This window comes from Streptomyces violens (genome assembly GCF_000717745.1).
GTDB lineage: Bacteria > Actinomycetota > Actinomycetes > Streptomycetales > Streptomycetaceae > Streptomyces > Streptomyces violens.
The window spans coordinates 52,400-72,682 of record NZ_JOBH01000019.1; the positions used below are offsets into that span (position 1 = coordinate 52,400).

Sequence of the window (20,283 nt, forward strand, 5' to 3'; positions counted from 1 at the left end):
TCTGAAGTCGCTCCCGCTATGGACGGTGGATGCCCGGCGCGCAGCGCGCCAGGCATCTGCCGCGGCCCCTGACCGGCGGCGCACCGAGTTTCAATACGCAACGGTGCGGAACTGGCGTAAACTGGGCCTTGTGTATGGACGACCGCGAGACCCCGCCCTCGACGCAGCCATCCGCAAGGCCGCCCTCGAAATCGTCACGGAACACGGCTACGGCCGTATGACGATGGAAGGCGTTGCGGCGCGCAGCGGTGTCTCCAAGCAGGCCCTTTACCGCCGTTACGCCTCCAAGGGGGAGTTGCTGCTGGCCGCCGTGGACTCCTTCGCCCGCGAGGCCCTCCCCGCACCTGATACCGGGAACCTACGGGACGATCTGCTACCTCTGGTACAGACGGTCTTCGCCGTCCACCGCTCCAGCGACAGCGCGTTCAGCCAGGCCGTCGCCGCGGAGTCGGCGCAGGGCCCGGACTTCGCACGGCGGGCAGTCGAGTCGGTCATCAACCCCCGCCGGGAAATCTTCGGTGAGGTCTTCCGCCGTGCGCGGGAGCGCGGTGAAATCACCTGCCCCGACGACGACGTCCTCGTCGATCTCATTTACGGCCCCATGTGGTACGCCCTGCTTTTCGGCATCGAGCGCCTCACCGACGACTACGCAGAGTCGCTTACCGATGCGGTGATCGCGGCAGCCCGCCCTGCCTGAGGCGTTTCGGCCTCCCGGAGCAGCAATCCCTGGCCGCTGGAGATGGTTCAGCGTTGCCTGGCTGCGCCGCGGCCGCGTGGCCGCAGTATCCAGGGTTGCGTGCGCCTCACCAGGGCGAGGCGCAAGCGTTCCGTTGTTGTTCCGGCGGGAGTGCGAGGGAGTAAAGGCGTCCGATGCGGGGTGCACCGTCACGGATGCGTATATGGATGCGTATACGGATGCGAATGCGGATCACCGTCGACATAATCAGGTCATAAAGGCGATCATGGAGCATTTCGCCTGCAGTGGGCCCTACTCCCTGTAGGGTAATTGACCCTACAGGGAGTAGGGTTTGTAGGACTGGAGGTGTTCCCGTGACGCTGTTTCCGGCGGCCCTCCGGGCGGGTGCGAACACCCGGCAGCCGGTGCGGAGCACACCGCGTGGTGCGAAGGCCAGGACGGTGCACGGCGCGAAAGGCAGTACCGCGTGGTCGCCCTCGCGAGAGCGCATGGCGGTCGCCGCGGTCGCCGCGGCCTTCGTTCTTGTGCAGTTGCTGCTCGTGGTTCCGGGGCAGGGTCAGGGCCTGGGTTGGGACGAGACCGTCTACGTGAGCCAGGTCAACCCGCATGCCCCCGCCGCGTTCTTCAGCGCGCCACGGGCCCGTGGGGTCACCCTGCTGGTCGCCCCGGTGGCCACCTGGACCGACTCCACGACCGTGCTGCGCATCTATCTGGCGCTCGCCTCTGGCATCGCCCTCTATCTGGCCCTGCGCGTATGGCGGCGGCTGCAGCCGCCCGGTGTGCTCGCCCTCGCCGGACTGCTCTTCGGCGGCCTGTGGGTGACGCTCTTCTACGGATCGCAGGCCATGCCGAACCTCTGGGTCGCGCTGGCCGCACTGGCCGCCGCCGGCTGCTTCCTGCGGGCCGCCAGGGATCCGCACGACCGCGCCGCCCTGCTCGGCCTCGGCGGCAACGTCGCCGCCGTCACGCTCCTGCGCCCCATGGACGCGGTCTGGCTCGCGCTCCCGCTGCTGGCCGTCACGCCGTTCGCCCGGCGGGGCCGGTGGCGCGCGCTGCTCGGCGTGCTCGTGGCGGGCCTGGCACTGGGCGCCGCTGAGTGGGTCGTCGAGGCGTACGTCAGTTTCGGCGGGCTCGCGGCCCGCCTGACCCGTTCCAGCCAAATCCAGGACGGACTGGGCTGGAACATCGCCATCGTCGATCAGATCCGGTCGCTGGGTGGCCGTACGCTCTGCCGCCCCTGCACTGGGCCGTTGCCCGAGCCGCCCGTCTGGCTGTGGTGGGTCCTGACACCGGTACTGGCCGCGGTGGGCGTGCACGCGGCGGTACGCGCCCGGCACCCCGCCCGCGCCCTGCTGCCCGCCCTCTGCGCGCTCGCCATGGCCGTGCCGTACCTCTTCTTCATCGGCTACGCCGCGGCCCGCTTCCTGCTCCCCGCCTACGCGCTGATCGCCCTCCCCGCCGCGGCCGGCCTGCACCGGATCGGCGCCGCCGTCCGTCCCGGCCTGCGCCCCGCCGTGGCCACTCTGCTGGGCCTGGGGCTGGCCGGACACCTGACGGTCCAAGGCATCGTCCTCGTCCATACGGTGGACAACAGCCGGGCCACTCATGACCAGTACGCGCTCATCGCGGAGCGGCTGCGGGGGCTCGGCGTCCGGCCGCCCTGCCTCCTGACGGGCGAAGCCGCCATCCCCGTCGCGTACTACGCGGGCTGCCACTCCGCCGATACCGGCGGCAACAACGGCAACATGACCCCGGTCGGCGTCCTCGCCACCGCCGCCCGCGAGCCGGTCGCCGTCCTCTTCCCTGCCGACGGCCGCCTGCCCGACTACGCCCGCACCTGGCGGGTCGTCCCCCTCACAGGGTCGGGCCTGGAACCGGGGTACCGGGTGGTGCTTGCACCAGGTGTGCTTCGGTAGGCCAGGTGTGCATCGGTAGGGGTGGCAGACACACCAAGCCATCGCACCGCCTACCCGTACCTCTCACGCGGACTGATCACTGGGCCGGCGGGGAGGAGGAAGCGTCCGTCCGGTGCCGCATTGATGGCATCTTCCATGGGCCACCAGGTGAGCTTGAAGCCTTCTCTGCCGACGTGAGCTGTTGGCTTCGAAGAGGTGGACGCGGGCCGTCGAATCGAGGGTCATGGCGTAGGCGCCGAGTGGTCGCCACATTTCGGCGGTGCTGCCGGCTTCCTCGCGAAGCTCGCGGCGGGCTGCACGTGGAACCAGTTGCCGCCCGGCTTCGGCTTGTCAGGAGTGACAGCCTTCCGCCGGTTCACCGAATGGTCCGAAACCCGGGCGTGGGCCAAGCTCCACCGCCTGGTCCTCGACGAAGTCGGCTCCCGAGGGAAGCCCGAGGGGCGGAGTGGGATCGGCATCCGATCCTCGCCCGGAATCGCATCGAGTTGACCCGGAATCGTATTGCGCTGTGCAGGCGTGCACGGTTGGGGTACGTGGATGTGGTGAGTCACTGACTTCTGCGTCGATCGAAAGCGGTTGAGTATGGCGAAAGTACAGAGGACCGGCATCCCGACGGCGGCGGCAGGCAACGACGCATGTACGGGGGATTCCCCTGTGCGGGCTATGGACTGCGCATGATGTCGGAGCCATCGGCCACGGCTGCCGACGCCGCGGAACCCCTCGTTTCACCGGTCAATTCGCACAACGAATGGGACCCGCTGGAGGAGATCATCGTCGGTCGTCTCGACGGCGCGACGATCCCCTCCAGCCACCCGGTCGTGACGTGCAACATCCCGCCATGGGCGGCCCGGCTGCAACGGCCTGCGGCCGGTTTCAAGTATCCGCGAATGATGATCGAGCGGGCACAGCAGGAGCTCGATCAATTCATCGCGCTTCTCCAGTCCCTCGACGTCACGGTCAGGCGCCCGGATGCGGTGGACCACAGCCGACGCTTCAGTACCCCCGACTGGTTGTCGCGCGGATTCTGCAACACCTGTCCGCGCGACAGCATGCTCGTGATCGGGGACGAGATCATCGAAACCCCGATGGCATGGCCGTGCCGGTATTTCGAGACGCATTCCTACCGCGAGATCCTCAAGGACTACTTCCGGCGCGGCGCGCGCTGGACGGCGGCACCGAAGCCGCAGCTCACCGACGCGTTGTTCGAGACCGATTTCCGTGTCCCGAAGGTCGGCGAGCCCATGCGCTACATCCTCACCGAATTCGAGCCGGTGTTCGACGCGGCGGATTTCGTGCGTGCGGGACGCGACCTGTTCGTCACGCGGAGCAACGTCACCAATCAGATGGGCATCGACTGGCTACGCCGCCATCTCGGGCCCGGGTATCGCATTCACGAGATAGAGAGCCGCTGTCGCACGCCCATGCACATCGACACGACGTTCGTTGTGCTCGCGCCCGGCAAGGTACTGGTCAATCCCGAATACATCGACATCGACCGCCTGCCCGACGTACTGAGTTCGTGGGACATCCTGATCGCGCCCGAACCCGACCCGCTCGACGAACACCTGCTGAAGATCACCTCGATGTGCGGCAAGTGGCTCAGTATGAACGTTCTCATGGTCGACGAGAAACGAGTGATCGCGGAGCGGCACCACACCGGCATGCTGCGCGCACTGGAGAAATGGGGGTTTGAGCCGATCCCGTGCGACCTGCTGCACTACGCGCCGTTCGGCGGCTCTTTCCACTGCGCGACACTCGATGTCCGGCGCCGCGGCACGCTCGAATCGTATGTCGATTGATCGGGCCACTTGGAGGAGCTGACACAAGGTTCGGACGCGTCGGTAGGTGACCACGCAGCAGGCCAATTCGAGGAACACCTCGTGGACATCGCCCTGCCAGCTGCCAGCTGCCAGCTGCCAGCTGCCAGCTGTCAGCTGTCAGCTGTCAGGTGTCAGCGCAGGGCGACCGCTGCGCCCGTTCGTTCGGTGGCGATCCTGACGGCGAAGCCCGCCAGCGCGGTGCCCCTCACATAGCGGTGCAGGCGCTGCCAGAGCGGGTGCCGGGCGAAGAACCCGGCGACGGAGCCGGCCGTCACGATGAAGAACGCGTTTCCCGCTACCCCCACCGCGATCTGGGTCAGCCCCAACAGCAGGCCTTGCACGGCGACATGGCCGCGCTCGGGCTCGACGAACTGCGGCAGCAGCGAGATGTAGAGGATGGCCCCGGTCATAACGCCGGGATCTGCGACTGGATGCCGAAGGTGACCGACCCGGCCTTCGCGACATTCGCGCAGGCACCGACGAACGGAGCCTGCCTGTTCACGCTCGTCTGGCGCATCCGCGAAGGCCACTTCAGTGACGTCCGGCTGGACGGACTGGGCGTGGTGGCGCTGGGTGAGTTCGCCGGCGACATGTGGATCGACGACCCGGGACGCCACGATGAAGGTCATGTTCTGGTCGCTGCCGGAGCCCGGAGCGGGGTCGGACGGCTATGCCTCTTCCCCCCGGCCCTTGGCGTGTTGACCGCGGCGCGGCGAAGCAAACGCCCCCGGGGTGCTCCCGTCGATGCGGGAGCGCCCCAGGGGCGTGGCTGCTCGGTTTCAGTGGTAGGCGTGGACGACGGCGTGGCCCTTGCCGCGGCCGATCATCCACTTGTTCACGGGTGTGGTGATCACGAATGCCACGGCGAACCCGCCCAGGAGCGCCGACCAGAACAGCCCGTCCGACAGGTGGGCGTCCATCGCTCCCGGGACCAGGGCGATGATGCCGTTGTCGACCAGCTCCATCACGGCGATGGAAACGGTGTCAGCGGCCAGCGCCACCTTGATCGCGGCCTTGAAGTCCAGGCCCGCCCGGCGGACCGCGAACAGGGTGAACGAGTAGCCGAAGAGGAACGCGAGCGTGATCGCCAGGACCATGGTCGGGACGTTGCCCCACATCAGGGCGGTACCGATGACCATGCCGAGGATCTCGCCGATGGCGCACCCGGTCAGGCAGTGCAACGTCGCCTTCGCTGCCATTGGCCAGGAGGCTCCACCGTGCGCGTGCTCGCCGTGGTGGGTGGCGTGGCCGCCGTGCCTGTGGTGGTCTTCGTGAGAGGCGTGGTCATGCGCGGTGCCGGTGTGGTGAGCGCTGTGATCCATGACCTTCATCCCCATTCTCGTCCGGTACGGTCCGCTTCCGAGCCCGCACCATGACTATATACCCCCGGGGGGTATAGCGCCAGAGGTGTCGACGGGAGGCCCGTTCGTGCGCCGGCGCCACGTCCAGCTGCCGCCGGCTCAGCGTACGGACAGTGCCCGAACTGACGACGATCTGCGGCGAAGGCCGGGCAGGCAGGCAGTACACGGTCGGCACCGCGTGCTCGATGACCACCGCGCCCAGTGGCGCGGAGCGTCGCCCCACCAGCCGCAGCAGATCGGCGTGGCGCCTCCGGGCCCGCCGGGTCCTGCGGTGTTCCCTGGCCAGGGCCTGTACGGGCCAGAGCGCCGCCGCGGCCAGCGAGGCACCCAGCAGGAGATACAGCCGGCCGTTGGGCTGCGCCGCGTGGCCCTCCGCGGTCGTGCAGGCCACGATCAGGGCCAGCGCGTCGTGGGCCCCGGCGAGCGGCAGGAGGACGCCCAGCGGGCGCGGGCCAGGAGACCGGGCGCGAGCAGGGCACTGCCGAGGGCGATCCCCAGCGGCAGTACCAGGTGAGGGAACATCGGCTAGTCCGGCTGCCGAGTGGTGCGGAGCGCGGCGTTCAGCGCTTCGACGTCCTCCGGGGGCATGTACTCGACGAAGTGCAGCAGTGCCGTACGCCGGTCCTCGGTGTGCGCATGATGTCGTCCTTGTGGTTCTGGTAACCGGTCACTGGCGCCTCATCTCATCTGAACGTGCCGGATGGGTGGTAGTGCCGGGCATGGCGTCTGGAACGCGGGAGGGGCCGGAGGGGAAAGTCTCCGGCCCCTCTTCGGTCGGGCGTCAGGACTGGGGGGTGAAGCCGCGCAGGCGCAGGGAGTTGCCGACCACGAAGACCGAGGAGAAGGCCATGGCGGCCCCCGCGATCATCGGGTTGAGCAGGCCGGCGGCGGCGAGGGGCAGGGCGGCCACGTTGTAGGCGAAGGCCCAGAAGAGGTTCGAGCGAATGGTGCCGAGCGTCTTGCGGGAGAGCCGGATGGCGTCGGCCGCGGCGCGCAGGTCCCCGCGTACGAGGGTGAGGTCACCGGCCTCGATCGCCGCATCCGTACCCGTGCCCATGGCCAGCCCCAGGTCGGCCTGGGCCAGTGCGGCGGCGTCGTTGACGCCGTCACCCACCATGGCCACCGACTTGCCCTCCGCCTGGAGGCGCTTGACGACGTCCACCTTGTCCTCCGGCATGACCTCGGCGATCACCTCGTCGATGCCGACCTCCGCGGCGACCGACTTGGCCACGGCCTCGTTGTCGCCGGTGAGGAGGATGGGGGTGAGACCGAGGGCGCGCAGCCGCCGGATCGCCTCGGGGCTGGTGTCCTTCACTGCATCGGCCACCTCCAGTACCGCGCGTGCCTCGCCGTCCCAGGCCACCGCGATGGCGGTGCGACCGCGCGCCTCTGCTTCGTTCTTGGCGCGGTCGAGCTCGGCGGGCAGGTCGATGGCCCACTCGGCGAGCAGCTTCTCGCGGCCGACGAGGACGGCGTGGCCGTCGACGACGCCCTGGACGCCGAGGCCCGCGATGTTGGCGAAGTCCTCGGGGGTGGGCAGGGTGCCCACCTTGGCGCTCGCACCGGCGGCGACGGCCTGGGCGATGGGGTGCTCGGAGGCGTGCTCCAACGCGCCGGCCAGCCGCAGCACCTCTTCCTCGGTCGTCGTGGCGGCCGTGTGCGTGACCAGCAGCGTCATACGGCCCGTCGTCACGGTGCCGGTCTTGTCCAGGACGATGGTGTCGACCTTGCGGGTGGTCTCCAGTACTTCGGGGCCCTTGATGAGGATGCCGAGCTGGGCGCCGCGGCCGGTGCCGACCATGAGGGCGGTCGGGGTGGCCAGGCCGAGGGCGCAGGGGCAGGCGATGATCAGTACGGCGACGGCGGCGGTGAATGCGGCGGTCAGTCCGGCGCCGTTGCCGAGCCAGAAGCCGAGGGTGGCCAGCGCGAGCGCAATGACGATCGGTACGAAGACGGCGGAGATCTTGTCGGCGAGGCGCTGGGCGGCGGCCTTGCCGTTTTGCGCGTCCTCCACCAGCTTTGCCATCCGGGCGAGTTGGGTGTCGGCACCGACGCGGGTGGCTTCGACGACGAGCCGGCCGCCGGCGTTGAGGGTGGCGCCGGTGACGTTGTCGCCGACCGTGACCTCGACGGGGACGGATTCGCCGGTGAGCATCGAGGCGTCCACGGCGGAAGCGCCCTCGACGACGGTTCCGTCCGTGGCGATCTTCTCGCCGGGGCGGACCAGGAAGCGATCGCCGACCTGCAACTCAGCTGTAGGAACGGTCACTTCGCGTCCGTCGCGCAGTACGGTGACTTCCTTGGCGCCGAGTTCCAGCAGCGCCTTCAGGGCGGCGCCCGCCTTCCGCTTCGAGCGCGCTTCGAAGTAGCGCCCGGCCAGGATGAAGGCGGTGACGCCGGCCGCGGCCTCCAGGTAGATGTTTCCGGCGCCGTCGGTGCGGGCGATGGTCAGCTCGAAGGGGTGCGTCATGCCAGGGGTACCGGCGGTCCCGAAGAACAACGCCCACAGCGACCACAGGAATGCGGCCGTCGTGCCGACCGAGATCAGTGTGTCCATGGTGGCCGCGCCGTGCTTGGCGTTGGTCCAGGCGGCGCGGTGGAAGGGCCAGGCGGCGTACGTGACGACGGGCGCCGCCAGCATCAGCGAGAGCCACTGCCAGTACTCGATCTGCAGGGCCGGGACCATCGCCATGGCGATCACGGGGACGGCGAGCGCGGCGGCGGTGATCAGGCGCTGGCGCAGCGGCCGCAGCTCGTCGGGCTCGTCCGCGGCTCCCTCGGTTTCCGCCGCGCTCTCCGTACGGGGCGGAGCCGGCTCCTGCGCGGTGTAACCGGTTGCCTCGACAGTGGCGATCAGGTCGCCCACGGAGACGTCCGTGCCCCGGTAGCTGACCTTCGCCTTCTCCGTGGCGTAATTGACGGTGGCCTCGACCCCGTCCATGCGATTGAGCTTCTTCTCGATACGGGCCGCGCACGAGGCGCACGTCATGCCACCGATGGCGAGCTCGACCTCGTGGGATTCCGCGATGGTAGTCATCACTGCTCCTCGAATGCGTCAGGTCCTCGAAAGGTCAGGTCCTGGGGTGCGACAGGTCCTGGGATGCGCCAGGCCGCCGGGCCCGCGCGGTCGCGGGGCCCGGCGACGGCGGCGGGTCAGGCGGCCCGGCCGGTCAGTTCGTAGCCGGCCTCGTCGACGACCTCGGCGATCTTCGCGTCGTCGAGCTCCGCCGCGCTCACGACGCTCGCGGTGCCGGCCTCGACGTCGACCTCGACGCTCAGCACGCCGTCGACCTCACCGATCGCCTTGGTGAGCGTCGCCTTGCAGTGGCCGCAGGTCATTCCGGCGATCGCGTAGACCGTGGTCCGGCTGTCGGCGACGGCGGTCGTGGTGCTCTGCGCGCCGTCGGTCTGGCAGCTGCCGTCGGGCGTACAGCAGTTGGACATGGTTCCTCCTGGGGACTGGGAAGCGATCGGACTCTGGAGACGTACCGGACCCCGATACCCGAGGGGGGTATCGGCGGCGACCCCGCTATGTATACCCCCGCCCCGTATCTATGGCAAGCTTTCGATCGAGGCTTGCATATACCCCGTGGGGGTATAAGCTCCGTGGCTACGTACGGCTCAGCCGCTCGAACGCGGTGACCGACGATTCGACGATTCAAGGCTTCAAAGATTCAAGGATTCGAGGAGAACCCGATGAATACCCCAGCGAAGATCACCGCCTTCGTCGCCGCGCTCGCCGCCTCCTTCGGGGCCGCGTACGGCGTGGGCAACGCCGTCACCCCCATCGCGGCACCCGAGCCTGCCGCGCACGCCGGCAAGCACGGCAGTGACGCGTCGGGGGGCGGCGGTGATCACCAGGAGGGCGGTGATCACGAGGAGGGCGGCGGTCATGACACGCCGCCCGGTGGTCTGCAGATCTCCCAGAACGGCTACTCGCTCGACCTCAAGACCCCGCGGGTTGCCGCGGGGGAGGAGTCCACGATCCGCTTCGCCGTCCGCGACAAGACCGGTCGGCAGATCACCGCGTACCAACGCGAGCACGGCAAGGAACTGCACCTGATCCTCGCCTCGCGGGACCTGGGTACGTACCGGCACCTGCACCCCACCCGCGCGGCCGACGGCACCTGGAGCACGGACACCGAGCTCCCGAAGGCCGGCGGCTACCGCCTCTTCGCCGACTTCAAGCCCGCCGCCAAGGGCGCCGAGAACCTCACACTGGGTGCCGACCTGGCCGTCACCGGCAGTTACCGTCCCACCGCACTCCCTGCCCCCTCCCGGACGGCGAAGGTCGACGGCTACACCGTCACCCTCGACGGGCGCCTGCGCCCGGGCGCGGAGGACGAGCTGAAGCTGAAGGTCACCAAGGACGGCCGCCCGGTCACCGACCTCCAGCCCTACCTCGGCGCCTACGGCCACCTGGTCGTCCTGCGCGCCGGCGACCTGGCCTACCTCCACGTCCACCCCAACGGCGCCCCCGGCGACGGCAGGACGAAGCCCGGCCCGGAGATCTCCTTCACCGCCACGGCCCCGAGCCCCGGCGCCTACCGCCTCTTCCTCGACTTCCAGCACCAGGGCGAGGTCCGCACCGCGGCCTTCACGGTGCGCGCCAACGGCACGGCGGATGACACGACGGGTGACACGTCGGCCAAGGGGGACGGGAAGCAGGAGTCGAAGTCACACGGCGGCCACCAGCACTGACGCCAGGGCTTGCGACTCTGAAGCGCAGAGCCGGCGCCACACCAGTGCGGTGCCGGCCGCCGCGACTGCTCCTCGGGAGGGCGGGTCACAGCGACCGGAACATACGCTCCCGGGCCTCGTAGCGGAACACTCCGCTGGCCGTGGGGGAGCCCGGAGGGGAAGGCCACGACCGCCAATCGGTCGTGCGACGGAGACGATGAACTCACTGTCGCTCGGTGAAGCTCTCCCCTGCACTCTCTTGACACCGCCGTCCCGCAGCCCGCAGGATCGCTCCCGTGAACCTGTCAGACAGCCAGACAGCCGGAATGCCGCGACGCGTCAGCGCGATGGAAGCGGTGCTCGCCCACCTCCGTGGCGCCATCGAACGCGGCGACTACGCCATCGGTGACAAGCTCCCCTCCGAGGCGGAGCTGTGCCGCACCCTTGAGGTCTCCCGGCCCGTTCTGCGGGAGGCGCTGCGCGCTCTGCAGACCATGGGCCTGACCGTCTCCAAGACCGGCAGGGGCACCTTCGTGGTCGCGACCACCGTCGAGGACCCCACCTTCGGCGACTACGCGGCCAGTGACCTGCTGGAGGTGCGCCGGCATGTCGAGATCCCGGTCGCCGGGTACGCCGCACTGCGCCGCACCCCGGAAAACCTGGACCACCTCTCCCACCTCCTCGACCGGATGGAGCGGGAGACGGACACCACCGCGTGGGTCGCGATGGACACCCTCTTCCACCTCGCCGTGGCCGAGGCCGCCCAGAACCCGGTCTTCCGCCGGGTCATCGAGGAGATCCGCGACGCACTGGCGCGTCAGTCGGCGTTCCTCAACGAGCTGGGCGGCCGGCGCGAGCGGTCCAACCAGGAGCACCGGGCGATTGTCGAGGCGTTGATCGACGGTTCCGAGCACGACGCGGTGGCGGCCATGTCCCACCATCTCGACCGCGTCGACACCACCCTCACCGACATCGTGCGCCCCACACGTACGGACATACCTACGGAAGGCAGACCCGAGGCGTGAGCGAACAGCATCTCAAAGACGAGACGCGCCCCTCGTCCGGTCACATCGACGCCGGAGACGCGGGTTACAGCAAGTCCCTCAAGGCCCGGCACGTCAACATGATCGCCGTCGGCGGTGCCATCGGCACCGGCCTCTTTCTCGGCGCCGGCGGCCGTCTTGCCGACGCCGGCCCCTCTCTGTTCATCGCGTACGCCGTCTGTGGTGCCTTCGCCTTTCTCGTCGTGCGCGCACTCGGCGAACTCGTTCTGTACCGCCCGTCCTCCGGCGCCTTCGTGTCGTACGCCCGGGAGTTCCTGGGGGAGAAGGGCGCGTACACAGCGGGCTGGATGTACTTCCTCAACTGGGCGACCACCGGCATCGCCGACATCACCGCGGTAGCCACGTACACCCACTACTGGGGCATGTTCTCCGACATCCCGCAGTGGGTGATCGCCCTCATGGCCCTGGCCGTGGTCCTCACCGTGAACCTCATATCGGTGCGGATCTTCGGCGAACTGGAGTTCTGGTTCGCCATCGTCAAGGTCGGCGCGCTGGTGATCTTCATGTGCATCGGCATCTTCCTGCTGGTCACCCAGCACCCGATCGACGGCGCCACGCCCGGACCGTCCCTGATCACCGACAACGGTGGCCTCTTCCCCAGCGGCCTGCTGCCCATGCTGCTGATCGTCCAAGGCGTCGTCTTCGCCTATGCCTCCGTCGAACTGGTCGGCGTCGCGGCCGGGGAGACCGAGAACCCCGAGAGGATCCTGCCGAAGGCGATCAACTCGATCATGTGGCGCGTGGGCATCTTCTACGTCGGCTCGGTCGCACTGCTGTCGATGCTGCTGCCCTGGAACACGTACAGCGCCGGCGAGAGCCCCTTCGTGACCGTGCTGTCCCGCATCGGCGTCCCGGCGGCCGGCGGCGTGATGAACCTCGTTGTCCTCACCGCGGCCATGTCCTCGCTCAACTCCGGCCTGTACTCCACAGGTCGCATCCTGCGCTCCATGGCCGTCAACGGCTCCGCCCCGCGGTTCACCGCCCGCATGAGCCGCAGCCACGTCCCGTACGGCGGCATCCTGCTCACCGGCGGCATCTGCGTCCTCGGCGTCGGCCTCAACTTCGTGGTTCCCGCCGACGCCTTCGAGATCGTGCTCAACTTCGCGGCGATCGGCATCCTCGCCACCTGGGGCATGATCATGATCTGTCACCTGCGCTTCTGGCAGAAGACCGAGAAGGGCGAGCTGACCCGTCCCGGCTACCGACTGCCGGGTTCTCCCTGGACCGAACTCGTGACGCTGGCCTTCCTCGTCTCCGTCCTGGTCCTCATGTACGCCGACGGCGGCGCCGGACGCACCACCGTGCTGTGCGTGCCGCTGGTCGTCGGAGCGCTGGTCGCGGGCTGGTACAGCCTCCGCGGCCGCCTCGCGCGCACCTCCACCACGACCGACGCGTGACCCGCGTACCGGTCCACGACAACCCAGCAATGATCGAGACAGTGATGTACAGCAGTTCCCTCGCGGACGCACCCGCGATCCGCGAACCCCTCCACGCCCCCGTCGCCCATGTCGTCCGAGGTGGCGTGGTCGAGGGCATCCACTACGGCTCCGCCGCCGTCCTCGGCGCCGACGGCGAGGTCCGGTTCCAGCTCGGCGACATCGAGGCCGCCTGCTACCCGCGCTCGGCGCTCAAGCCCGTCCAGGCCGTCGCCATGGTGCGGGCGGGGCTCCCGCTCGACGGCGAACTGCTCTCCCTCGCCGCGGCCAGCCACTCCGGCGAGGAACGCCACCTCGCCGGTGCCCGACGGATCCTCGATCTGGCCGGCGTCGCCGAGGACGACCTGCGCAACGTCCCGGACCTGCCGTACGATCCGGCCGTCCGGGACACCTGGATCCGCGAGAACCGCTCGCCCTCCCGGCTCGCCCAGAACTGCTCCGGCAAGCACGCCGCGATGCTCTACACCTGCATGCTCAACGGCTGGCCGCTGGAGAGCTATCTGGACCCTGCCCACCCGCTCCAGACGGCGATCGCCGAGGCCGTCGAGGACCTCACCGGTCAACGCGTCGCGCAGGTGACCGTCGACGGCTGCGGCGCTCCGCTGTTCGCCGTTTCCCTGCACGGCCTCGCCCGCGCCGCCGCCCGCCTCACCACCGCCGCGCCCGGCACCGCCGAGGCACGCGTGGCGCATGCGATGCGCGAGCACGCCGAGATGGCTTCCGGTACCGGACGGGACGTGGCCGCGCTGATGCGTGCGGTTCCCGGGCTGCTCGCCAAGGACGGCTTCGAGGGCGTCCAGGTCGCCGCGCTGCCGTCCGGCAGCGCCATCGCCGTGAAGATCGCCGACGGTGCGAACCGGGCGCGCATCCCGGTCGCCGCGGCCGCCCTGGCCCGGGCGGGCGTCGATCCGGAGCTGCTCACCGGGTTCGCGGGGGAACCGATGCTCGGCGGTGGTCGGCCCGTCGGCAGCGTACGGCCCGTACCTGCGCTGGACCTCCCGGCCGTGGCCACCCCCGCGTGACCCGACGCACCTCCAGAACCTCACTCACCCACCCCAGGAAGAGGACCCGCACACCCATGACCGGCGCCACCCGCAGCGAACACGACCTGCTCGGAGACCGTGAGGTCCCCGCCGACGCGTACTGGGGCGTCCACACCCTGCGCGCCACGGAGAACTTCCCCATCACGGGCACCCCGATCTCCGCCTACCCGCACCTGATCGACGCCCTGGCCGCCGTCAAGGAGGCCGCCGCCCTCGCCAACGAGGAACTCGGCCTCCTGGAGTCCAGGAAGGCGGCAGCGATTGTCGCCGCCTGCCGCGAGATACGCGAAGGCAAGCTGCACGATCAGTTCGTCGTCGACGTCATCCAGGGCGGCGCCGGCACCTCGACCAACATGAACGCCAACGAGGTCATCGCCAACCGCGCGCTGGAGCTGCTGGGGTACGCCAAGGGGCAGTACCAGCACCTGCACCCCAACGAGGACGTCAACCTCGGCCAGTCCACCAACGACGTCTACCCGACCGCTGTCAAGATCGCGACCGTCTTCGCGGTGCGCGGCCTGCTCCAGGCGATGGCCGTCCTCCAGGACGCCTTCGCCGACAAGGCCGTCGAGTTCCGCGACGTGCTGAAGATGGGCCGTACTCAGCTCCAGGACGCGGTACCCATGACCCTCGGGCAGGAGTTCTCGGCGTACGCCGTCATGCTCGACGAGGACCGCAGCCGCCTCGCCGAGGCCGTCGAGCTGATCCATGAGATCAACCTCGGGGCCACCGCGATCGGCACGGGCCTCAACGCCCACGCGGCATACGCGGAGTCGGCCCGCCGCCACCTCGCCGACATCACCGGGTTGCCCCTGGTCACCGCCGCCAACCTGGTCGAAGCCACCCAGGACTGCGGTGCGTTCGTCCAGATGTCCGGCGTGCTCAAGCGCATCGCCGTCAAGCTCTCCAAGAGCTGCAACGACCTGCGCCTGCTGTCCTCCGGGCCGCGCGCGGGCCTCGGCGAGATCAACCTTCCGCCGGTGCAGGCCGGTTCGAGCATCATGCCCGGCAAGGTCAACCCGGTGATCCCCGAGGTCGTCAACCAGGTCGCCTTCGAGGTGATCGGCAACGACGTCACTATCACCATGGCCGCCGAGGCCGGGCAGCTCCAGCTCAACGCCTTCGAACCGGTCATCCTGCACTCCCTGTCGGAATCCGTCACGCACCTGCGCGCCGCCTGCCTCACCCTTGCCGAGCGCTGCGTGGCCGGTATCACCGCCAACACGGAGGCGCTGCGCGCGACTGTCGAGAACTCCATCGGCCTGGTGACCGCCCTCAACCCGCACATCGGGTACACGGCCGCCACCGACATCGCCCAGGAGGCCCTCGCCAGCGGCCGGGGCGTGGCCGAGCTCGTCCTGGAGAAGGGCCTGCTCCCGGCCGACAAGCTCGCCGCGCTACTGCGGCCCGAGGTCGTGGCCGGCAACGGCGCACCCCTGGCCTGACCTGCCGCGCCGGGCTGCGGGCGGGGCGCCAGGTACTTCAACCGGCGGGCTGCCGGGGGCAGCTGGTGGGAGGCGTCGGCCACCTGGGGCAGGACGACCGGGCGCGAGTCGCGGATTCGGCCTGCTCACCGCGCTCAACGCCCGGGAAACCTGGAGCGGGCTGCGTGGCCGGTCGCGGGCGGACGGACCGGGGGTACCGTCGCGGGGCGGACCCTCGACGGTGGAGCGATCACGGCTCGCCCAGGGAGCGCCAGAACCAGCAGGCCAAGCCGATGTGCGAAGAATGGCATCCCTCACCTTGGTGCGAGCGGGGGCACGAGCTGTTCGGCCGGCGCTTGCCGAAGCGATCGGAGGTCAGTCGAAATACTCACTGGGCGCCGCAAGCGCGTAGTGGACATAGCGGGGATGCCCATCGTGGGGGTCGAGTGGCGCTTCGCGGCTGGTTTCGCGAGAAAGCAGCAACGCGAGACCTGGGTAGACGGTCACCTCGTCGTCGCTGGTGTCTGCCTCGTGCCCGGCTTCGCTGATTCGCTGAATGAGGTCATGTGCAGGAGTGCGGAAGACATCCATTCCATCGAACTCCACCTGCACATCGGCTTCTTCGTTTTCGAAGCGCCAGGTCTCCACCCCCGTGAGGGTCTCCCCGTCATCCGCCAGGAGGACTACTTCGAAATCGGGATGCACGATCAGCACCTTGAACGCCGTGCTCCCTTGTGCGGGTTGACCCACCCTCACCTCGCCCCACGCGGAAGCAACCTCCGCGGCGTCGGCGATCGCCATGCCGAAGCACAATGGGCCGACGCCGGTGGGCGGGTTGAGGTTCAGCTGCATTGTCATCCCTCGCTTGAGCAGGTCGTAGTTAATACTCCAGCCGTTGCTGCTGCTGCCATTGTCGGGCCTCGGCGCCGTAACCGGTGCTGGTCACCAGCCTGTGGTCCGGTTCTCCATGCGGATGGCAGGACCCGGGTGCGGAGCGAGCTTTGGGTCGACGAGATGCTTGTAGGCCGACTTGGTCGGTATGTGGTTGATGCGGGGGCGAGGCCGAGCGGATCGGGGTTGAGGTAGCGGCCCGTGGCAGGGTTGTAGTAGCGGTGGACGTTGTAGTGGAGACCGGTCTTGCGGTCGTCGTACTGGCCAGGGAAGCGCAGTGGTGTGTAAGCGCTGGCGCTGCGGTTCCAGGCGGTGGTGCCCCGCAGTGCGGATCGGCTGCGCCGGTTGATCTCGCCTGTCTTGTCGCGCAGTTCGGTGGGGGTGCCAACGCTTTCGAGCCGCCGCACCTGACGGCCCGCTCCACCGGCAGGCGGTACCGCTACTTCCTCTACGTCCGCTACTTCCTCGGGGGCTTCGTCGGCGTCGTGACTGGGCGGTCGTGTTGGAGTTCGGTGAAGAGTCTGCGGGACTGCTTCTCGTCCCATGTGATGACGCTGCCCTTGCGGGTGGGGATGCCGATGCCGGAGACGGGGACGTTGATCTGCTTTCCCTTGCCGGTGGAGACGCTCTGGACCGCGCGGAACAGGTTCGTGAGGTCCTGCAGGTTCATCCCCTTGTCGACGATGAGGGTGTCCAGACCTGCTTTGACGGCCGGGTAGATTTCGGACGGGTCGAAGACGGTGCCGGGCTTGGCGGCCTGGTGGGCGAGGGACGAGAGGAACTTCTGCTGGTTCTGCGTGCGCCCCAGGTCGCCCTCGGCTTCCTGGTGTCGCTGGCGGACGAAGGCGAGTGCCTGCTTGCCGTTGAGGGTCTGGCACCCTTTCTTGAGGTCGGCGCCGGACTTCTTGTCCTTGATGCCCCGCTCCAGGCACATCCGGACGCCACCGACGGCGTTGACGATGTTCACGAAGCCCGCGAAGCCGATCTCCGCGTAGTGGTCGATCCGCAACCCGGTGTTGTACTCGATGGTGCGGGTGAGGAGTTGGGGGCCGCCGTAGGAGAACGCGGCGTTCAGCTTGTCCCCGGTGGGCCGCGAGGTCTTGCCCGTGGCCGGGTTGGTGTGGCCGGGCACGGTGACCCAGGAGTCGCGTGGAAGGCTGACCATGCTGGTGCCGTTGGCGCCGGTGTGCAGCACGATCATCGAGTCCGTGCGGCGGCCGCCGCCTCCGCCCGCGTGCAGGTCCTTCTGGTCGTCCTGGGAGAGCCCGTCGCGGCTGTCGGAGCCGACGATCAGGTAGTTGGTGCCCTTGCCGTGCGGGGGGCGGTTCCCGTACGAGTCGAGGTCGACGTCACGGTTGAGCTCGGTGTCGGCCCAGCCGTAGGTGCCGACGGCGCCCGCGATGACGGCGGCGAGAAGGCCGAGCGCGGCCCGCCGCAGCCGGTGTCGCTTCTTGGGGTGGCGGGCGTGGGCGCGGCGTGGCCCGTAGTGGGATGAGGGGCGACCTGCATAGTTCGCGGGGACGACGGACACGGGGTGGCCGCCATGCCGGGTGGGGAGCACTCCGTTGAGTGCGTAACTCGTCACGTCCTGCGCCACGTCCCGCGTCACGTCCCGCGTCACGTCCTCGTACGCGCTTTGCTGCCACGTCCTGTCGTCGGCGTACAGCGTCTCCGGGTCGACGTGGACGGTTTCTCCGGAGGCGGGGCGTGCGCTCCAAGTGGCGTGGGGCCGCTGGGCGGTGTTGCCGCCGGGCGGGCCTTGGCACGGGACTTCCTCGGCCCACAGGTCGTGCGGGTCGCTCATGGTCCGACTCCTCGCTCGCTCCACTGCTTCGGTTCGGTTCGTCGGTCACTTCGACAACAGGTCCCGGTTCGGAGAAAGGTCCCGGTCCGGGGATGGGTCCCGGTTCGGGGACTCATCCAGCAGGTAGGGGTCCGCGGTGCCGGCGCGGTCCATGCTGTGCCACTTCAGCCGGGTGCCGAGCAGCGCGGTGATCACCGACTGGATGACCACGAGGTACAGCAGCTGCCGGTAGACGAAGAGCTGGAGCGGCAGCGTCCACATCGCGCGCAGCTTCTCCCGGTCGAGCCTCAGCGCGTAGGCGGCGGTGATCATCTGCACGGCGAGGCAGCCGAGCCAGACGAGGATCGCCTGCGTCGGGTCCCGGAACAGCACGCCGTACAGCGCGAACACGTCCACGACGGGCGCGAACAGCGGCAGCAGGACCTGGAACAGGCAGAGGTAGGAGAGTGCCCGGCGGCCGAAGCGCCCGGACGGCCCCATCTCGAAGACCGAGCGCCGGTGTTTCCACATGGACTGGAGCGTGCCGTAGCACCACCGGTAGCGCTGCCGCCACAACTGGCCGAGCGAGCCGGGCACTTCCGTCCAGGCAACGGCCGACTGCTCGTAGACGACGCGCCAGCCGGCCCGCCACAGCGACATCGTGAGATCGGTGTCCTCGGCCAGCGTGTCATCGCTGACGCCGCCGATGCCCATCAGCGCGTCCCTGCGGAAGGCGCCGATGGCTCCGGGCACCGTCGGCATGCACTCCAGGACCTCGAACATCCGCCGGTCGAGGTTGAAGCCGATGACGTACTCCAGGTGCTGCCACCTGCCCAGCAGCCGACGGCGGTTGCCGACCTTGGTATTGCCGCTGACGGCGCCGACGGCGGGGTGGGCGAGCGGTTGGACGAGTCGGGTCAGCGCTTCCGGTTCGAAGACGGTGTCGGCATCGACCATCACGACGATGTCGTGCCGGGTGTGCACCAGGCCGGTGTTGAGGGCTCTGGGCTTGCCACCGTTGGGCTGCCGCACCACCCTCACGCGGGGGTCGTCGATGCTTTCGGCGATGGCCGCTGTGCTGTCCGTCGACCCGTCGTCGATGACGACGATCTGCAGCTGCGGATGGGTGGAGGCCAGCAGCGAGTGGACGGTGGAGGCGATGCCCGCTTCCTCGTTGTACGCGGGCACCAGCACCGTCACCGGCTCGGTCACGGGCCTCAGCCGGGGTGTGCCGGGTCCGAACCGGTGCAGCCGCCGTACGTGTGCGCGGGCGAAGACGACGAGCATGAGCAACCGCACCACGCTGAGCGCGCCCGCGACACCGAGGGCCCAGGCCATGACGGTGGTGAACATGTGTCCCAGATCCTGCGCCCACAACAGCCCTTTGCCCTCCAGTCGCTGGGTGAGGGAAGCCCGCGTGTTGGGGAAGGGACGGCCGAGCCCGGCGGAGACAGTGGTGAACCGATGTACGCTCCGGTCCCGCAGCAACGCCTCCGCCTCCCGGTAGCCGAGATCCGTCTGGCTGTACTGCCTCACCACCCCCTGCCACGGCTTCCGCGACTTGCGGTCGGAGGCCACCAACAAGTAGCCCTGCGAGGCGGCCCGTTCCGCAGCCGCCCATTCGGCGCCGCAGAGGGTGTCGGCCGCGGTGGTGTGCGGCAGCCGCAGCAGCCGGGTGTTGACGCCCGCCGTACCCGCCAGCGCGGTCTGCGTGAGGGACAGCTCCATGCGGGCTCGCAGAGGTGAGGCCGCGCCGAGATCGCCGCCGGTGTAGGTGTACGAGCCGACCTCGTGGCCCTCGTCGTGGATCCGCTTCATCAGCTCCGGGTGCCGGGCCGCGCGCGAGCCGTGGACGAAGAACGTGGCCTTCACGTGGTGCTTGCGCAGCAGGCCGAGCACGCGCGGCGTCCACTCGGGATCGGGCCCTCCGTCGAACGTGAGCGCCGCGGTGCCGGCCGGCATGCGCGCCGTCTCGATCCGGCCGTCGCTGAGCCGGAGCACCGGGCTCCCGTCGTCCGCCTCGCGCGGGATGGGCGTGCTGCACGGGCGCTTCGAGCGTGCCGAGTCGACTTCGTGCGTGGTCCACCCCTCGAAGGCGAGGGCGGTGATGACCACGGTGAGGACGAGCAGCAGCAGCGCCCAGTGCCCGCGCGGGGGCCGGCGCATCG

General features: G+C 69.3%; 15 protein-coding genes and 3 pseudogenes. 10 read left to right on the plus strand and 8 right to left on the minus strand.

All coding sequences use genetic code 11. From position 1 onward, the window contains the following. The first annotated feature begins 130 nt into the window (after positions 1-130). The 5 genes and pseudogenes from IF04_RS0130150 to IF04_RS40435 all read left to right on the plus strand — a co-directional run. Positions 131-697 carry a TetR/AcrR family transcriptional regulator gene (locus IF04_RS0130150; protein WP_063829545.1) on the plus strand — a complete coding sequence of 189 codons (567 nt, stop codon included), beginning with the start codon at positions 131-133 and terminating at the stop codon, positions 695-697. A 488-nt stretch (positions 698-1,185) separates the two neighbouring features. Next, a complete protein-coding gene (locus IF04_RS0130155; RefSeq protein WP_051831672.1) occupies positions 1,186-2,613 on the plus strand; it encodes a hypothetical protein in 1,428 nt (475 codons plus the stop codon). Between the two features lie 288 nt (positions 2,614-2,901). Beyond that, a pseudogene (locus IF04_RS38470) lies at positions 2,902-3,045 on the plus strand (IS5/IS1182 family transposase); the annotation flags it as partial. Between the two features lie 242 nt (positions 3,046-3,287). After that, positions 3,288-4,412 (plus strand): amidinotransferase, encoded by a 1,125-nt coding sequence (locus IF04_RS0130160; protein ID WP_030264932.1) that lies wholly within the window; start codon positions 3,288-3,290, stop codon positions 4,410-4,412. Positions 4,413-4,864: 452 nt separating this feature from the next. After that, positions 4,865-4,969 (plus strand): annotated as a pseudogene (locus IF04_RS40435) (DUF1326 domain-containing protein); the annotation flags it as partial. A 243-nt stretch (positions 4,970-5,212) separates the two neighbouring features. Here the strand turns inward: IF04_RS40435 and IF04_RS0130170 are convergent. The 4 genes from IF04_RS0130170 to IF04_RS0130185 all read right to left on the minus strand — a co-directional run bounded on the left by IF04_RS0130170 (position 5,213) and on the right by IF04_RS0130185 (position 9,238). After that, positions 5,213-5,755: a DUF4396 domain-containing protein gene (locus tag IF04_RS0130170; RefSeq protein ID WP_030264937.1), complete on the minus strand. Its 543-nt coding sequence runs from the start codon at positions 5,753-5,755 to the stop codon at positions 5,213-5,215. Positions 5,756-6,187: 432 nt separating this feature from the next. Further along, complete coding sequence (locus IF04_RS40165) at positions 6,188-6,316, minus strand: hypothetical protein (protein WP_281179729.1); 129 nt, start codon at positions 6,314-6,316, stop codon at positions 6,188-6,190. A gap of 259 nt (positions 6,317-6,575) precedes the next feature. Next, positions 6,576-8,831 (minus strand): heavy metal translocating P-type ATPase, encoded by a 2,256-nt coding sequence (locus tag IF04_RS0130180; RefSeq protein ID WP_106975698.1) that lies wholly within the window; start codon positions 8,829-8,831, stop codon positions 6,576-6,578. 116 nt (positions 8,832-8,947) lie between these two features. Continuing rightward, positions 8,948-9,238: a heavy-metal-associated domain-containing protein gene (locus IF04_RS0130185; RefSeq protein WP_030264944.1), complete on the minus strand. Its 291-nt coding sequence runs from the start codon at positions 9,236-9,238 to the stop codon at positions 8,948-8,950. A 252-nt stretch (positions 9,239-9,490) separates the two neighbouring features. Here IF04_RS0130185 and IF04_RS0130190 point away from each other — a divergent pair, with 252 nt between their 5' ends. The 5 genes from IF04_RS0130190 (at position 9,491) to aspA (ending at position 15,462) form a co-directional block, all read left to right on the plus strand. Next, on the plus strand, positions 9,491-10,495 hold the full coding sequence (locus tag IF04_RS0130190) for a hypothetical protein (protein ID WP_037961221.1): 1,005 nt from the start codon (positions 9,491-9,493) through the stop codon (positions 10,493-10,495). Between the two features lie 326 nt (positions 10,496-10,821). After that, on the plus strand, positions 10,822-11,499 hold the full coding sequence (locus IF04_RS0130195) for a FadR/GntR family transcriptional regulator (protein ID WP_030264950.1): 678 nt from the start codon (positions 10,822-10,824) through the stop codon (positions 11,497-11,499). Then, positions 11,496-12,935 (plus strand): amino acid permease, encoded by a 1,440-nt coding sequence (locus IF04_RS0130200; RefSeq protein ID WP_030264954.1) that lies wholly within the window; start codon positions 11,496-11,498, stop codon positions 12,933-12,935. The genes IF04_RS0130195 and IF04_RS0130200 overlap by 4 nt, the downstream gene beginning before the upstream one ends. Positions 12,936-12,979: 44 nt before the next feature. Beyond that, positions 12,980-13,996 carry an asparaginase gene (locus IF04_RS0130205; RefSeq protein ID WP_030264958.1) on the plus strand — a complete coding sequence of 339 codons (1,017 nt, stop codon included), beginning with the start codon at positions 12,980-12,982 and terminating at the stop codon, positions 13,994-13,996. Between the two features lie 56 nt (positions 13,997-14,052). Next, the gene (aspA, locus tag IF04_RS0130210; RefSeq protein ID WP_030264961.1) at positions 14,053-15,462 is read left to right on the plus strand and encodes an aspartate ammonia-lyase; all 1,410 of its coding nucleotides are present in this window, start codon (positions 14,053-14,055) and stop codon (positions 15,460-15,462) included. Positions 15,463-15,816: 354 nt separating this feature from the next. Here aspA and IF04_RS0130215 read toward each other — a convergent pair whose 3' ends face one another. The 4 genes and pseudogenes from IF04_RS0130215 to IF04_RS0130225 form a co-directional block, all read right to left on the minus strand. Then, entirely contained in the window at positions 15,817-16,293 is a 477-nt protein-coding gene (locus IF04_RS0130215) for a hypothetical protein (protein ID WP_078600981.1), read from the minus strand. Positions 16,294-16,490: 197 nt separating this feature from the next. Beyond that, positions 16,491-16,721, minus strand: a pseudogene (locus IF04_RS40170) (RHS repeat-associated core domain-containing protein); the annotation flags it as partial. A gap of 68 nt (positions 16,722-16,789) precedes the next feature. Next, positions 16,790-18,136: an LCP family protein gene (locus IF04_RS0130220; RefSeq protein ID WP_078600985.1), complete on the minus strand. Its 1,347-nt coding sequence runs from the start codon at positions 18,134-18,136 to the stop codon at positions 16,790-16,792. A 45-nt stretch (positions 18,137-18,181) separates the two neighbouring features. Then, a complete protein-coding gene (locus IF04_RS0130225; protein WP_037961230.1) occupies positions 18,182-20,281 on the minus strand; it encodes a bifunctional polysaccharide deacetylase/glycosyltransferase family 2 protein in 2,100 nt (699 codons plus the stop codon). Between the last annotated feature and the right edge of the window lie 2 nt (positions 20,282-20,283).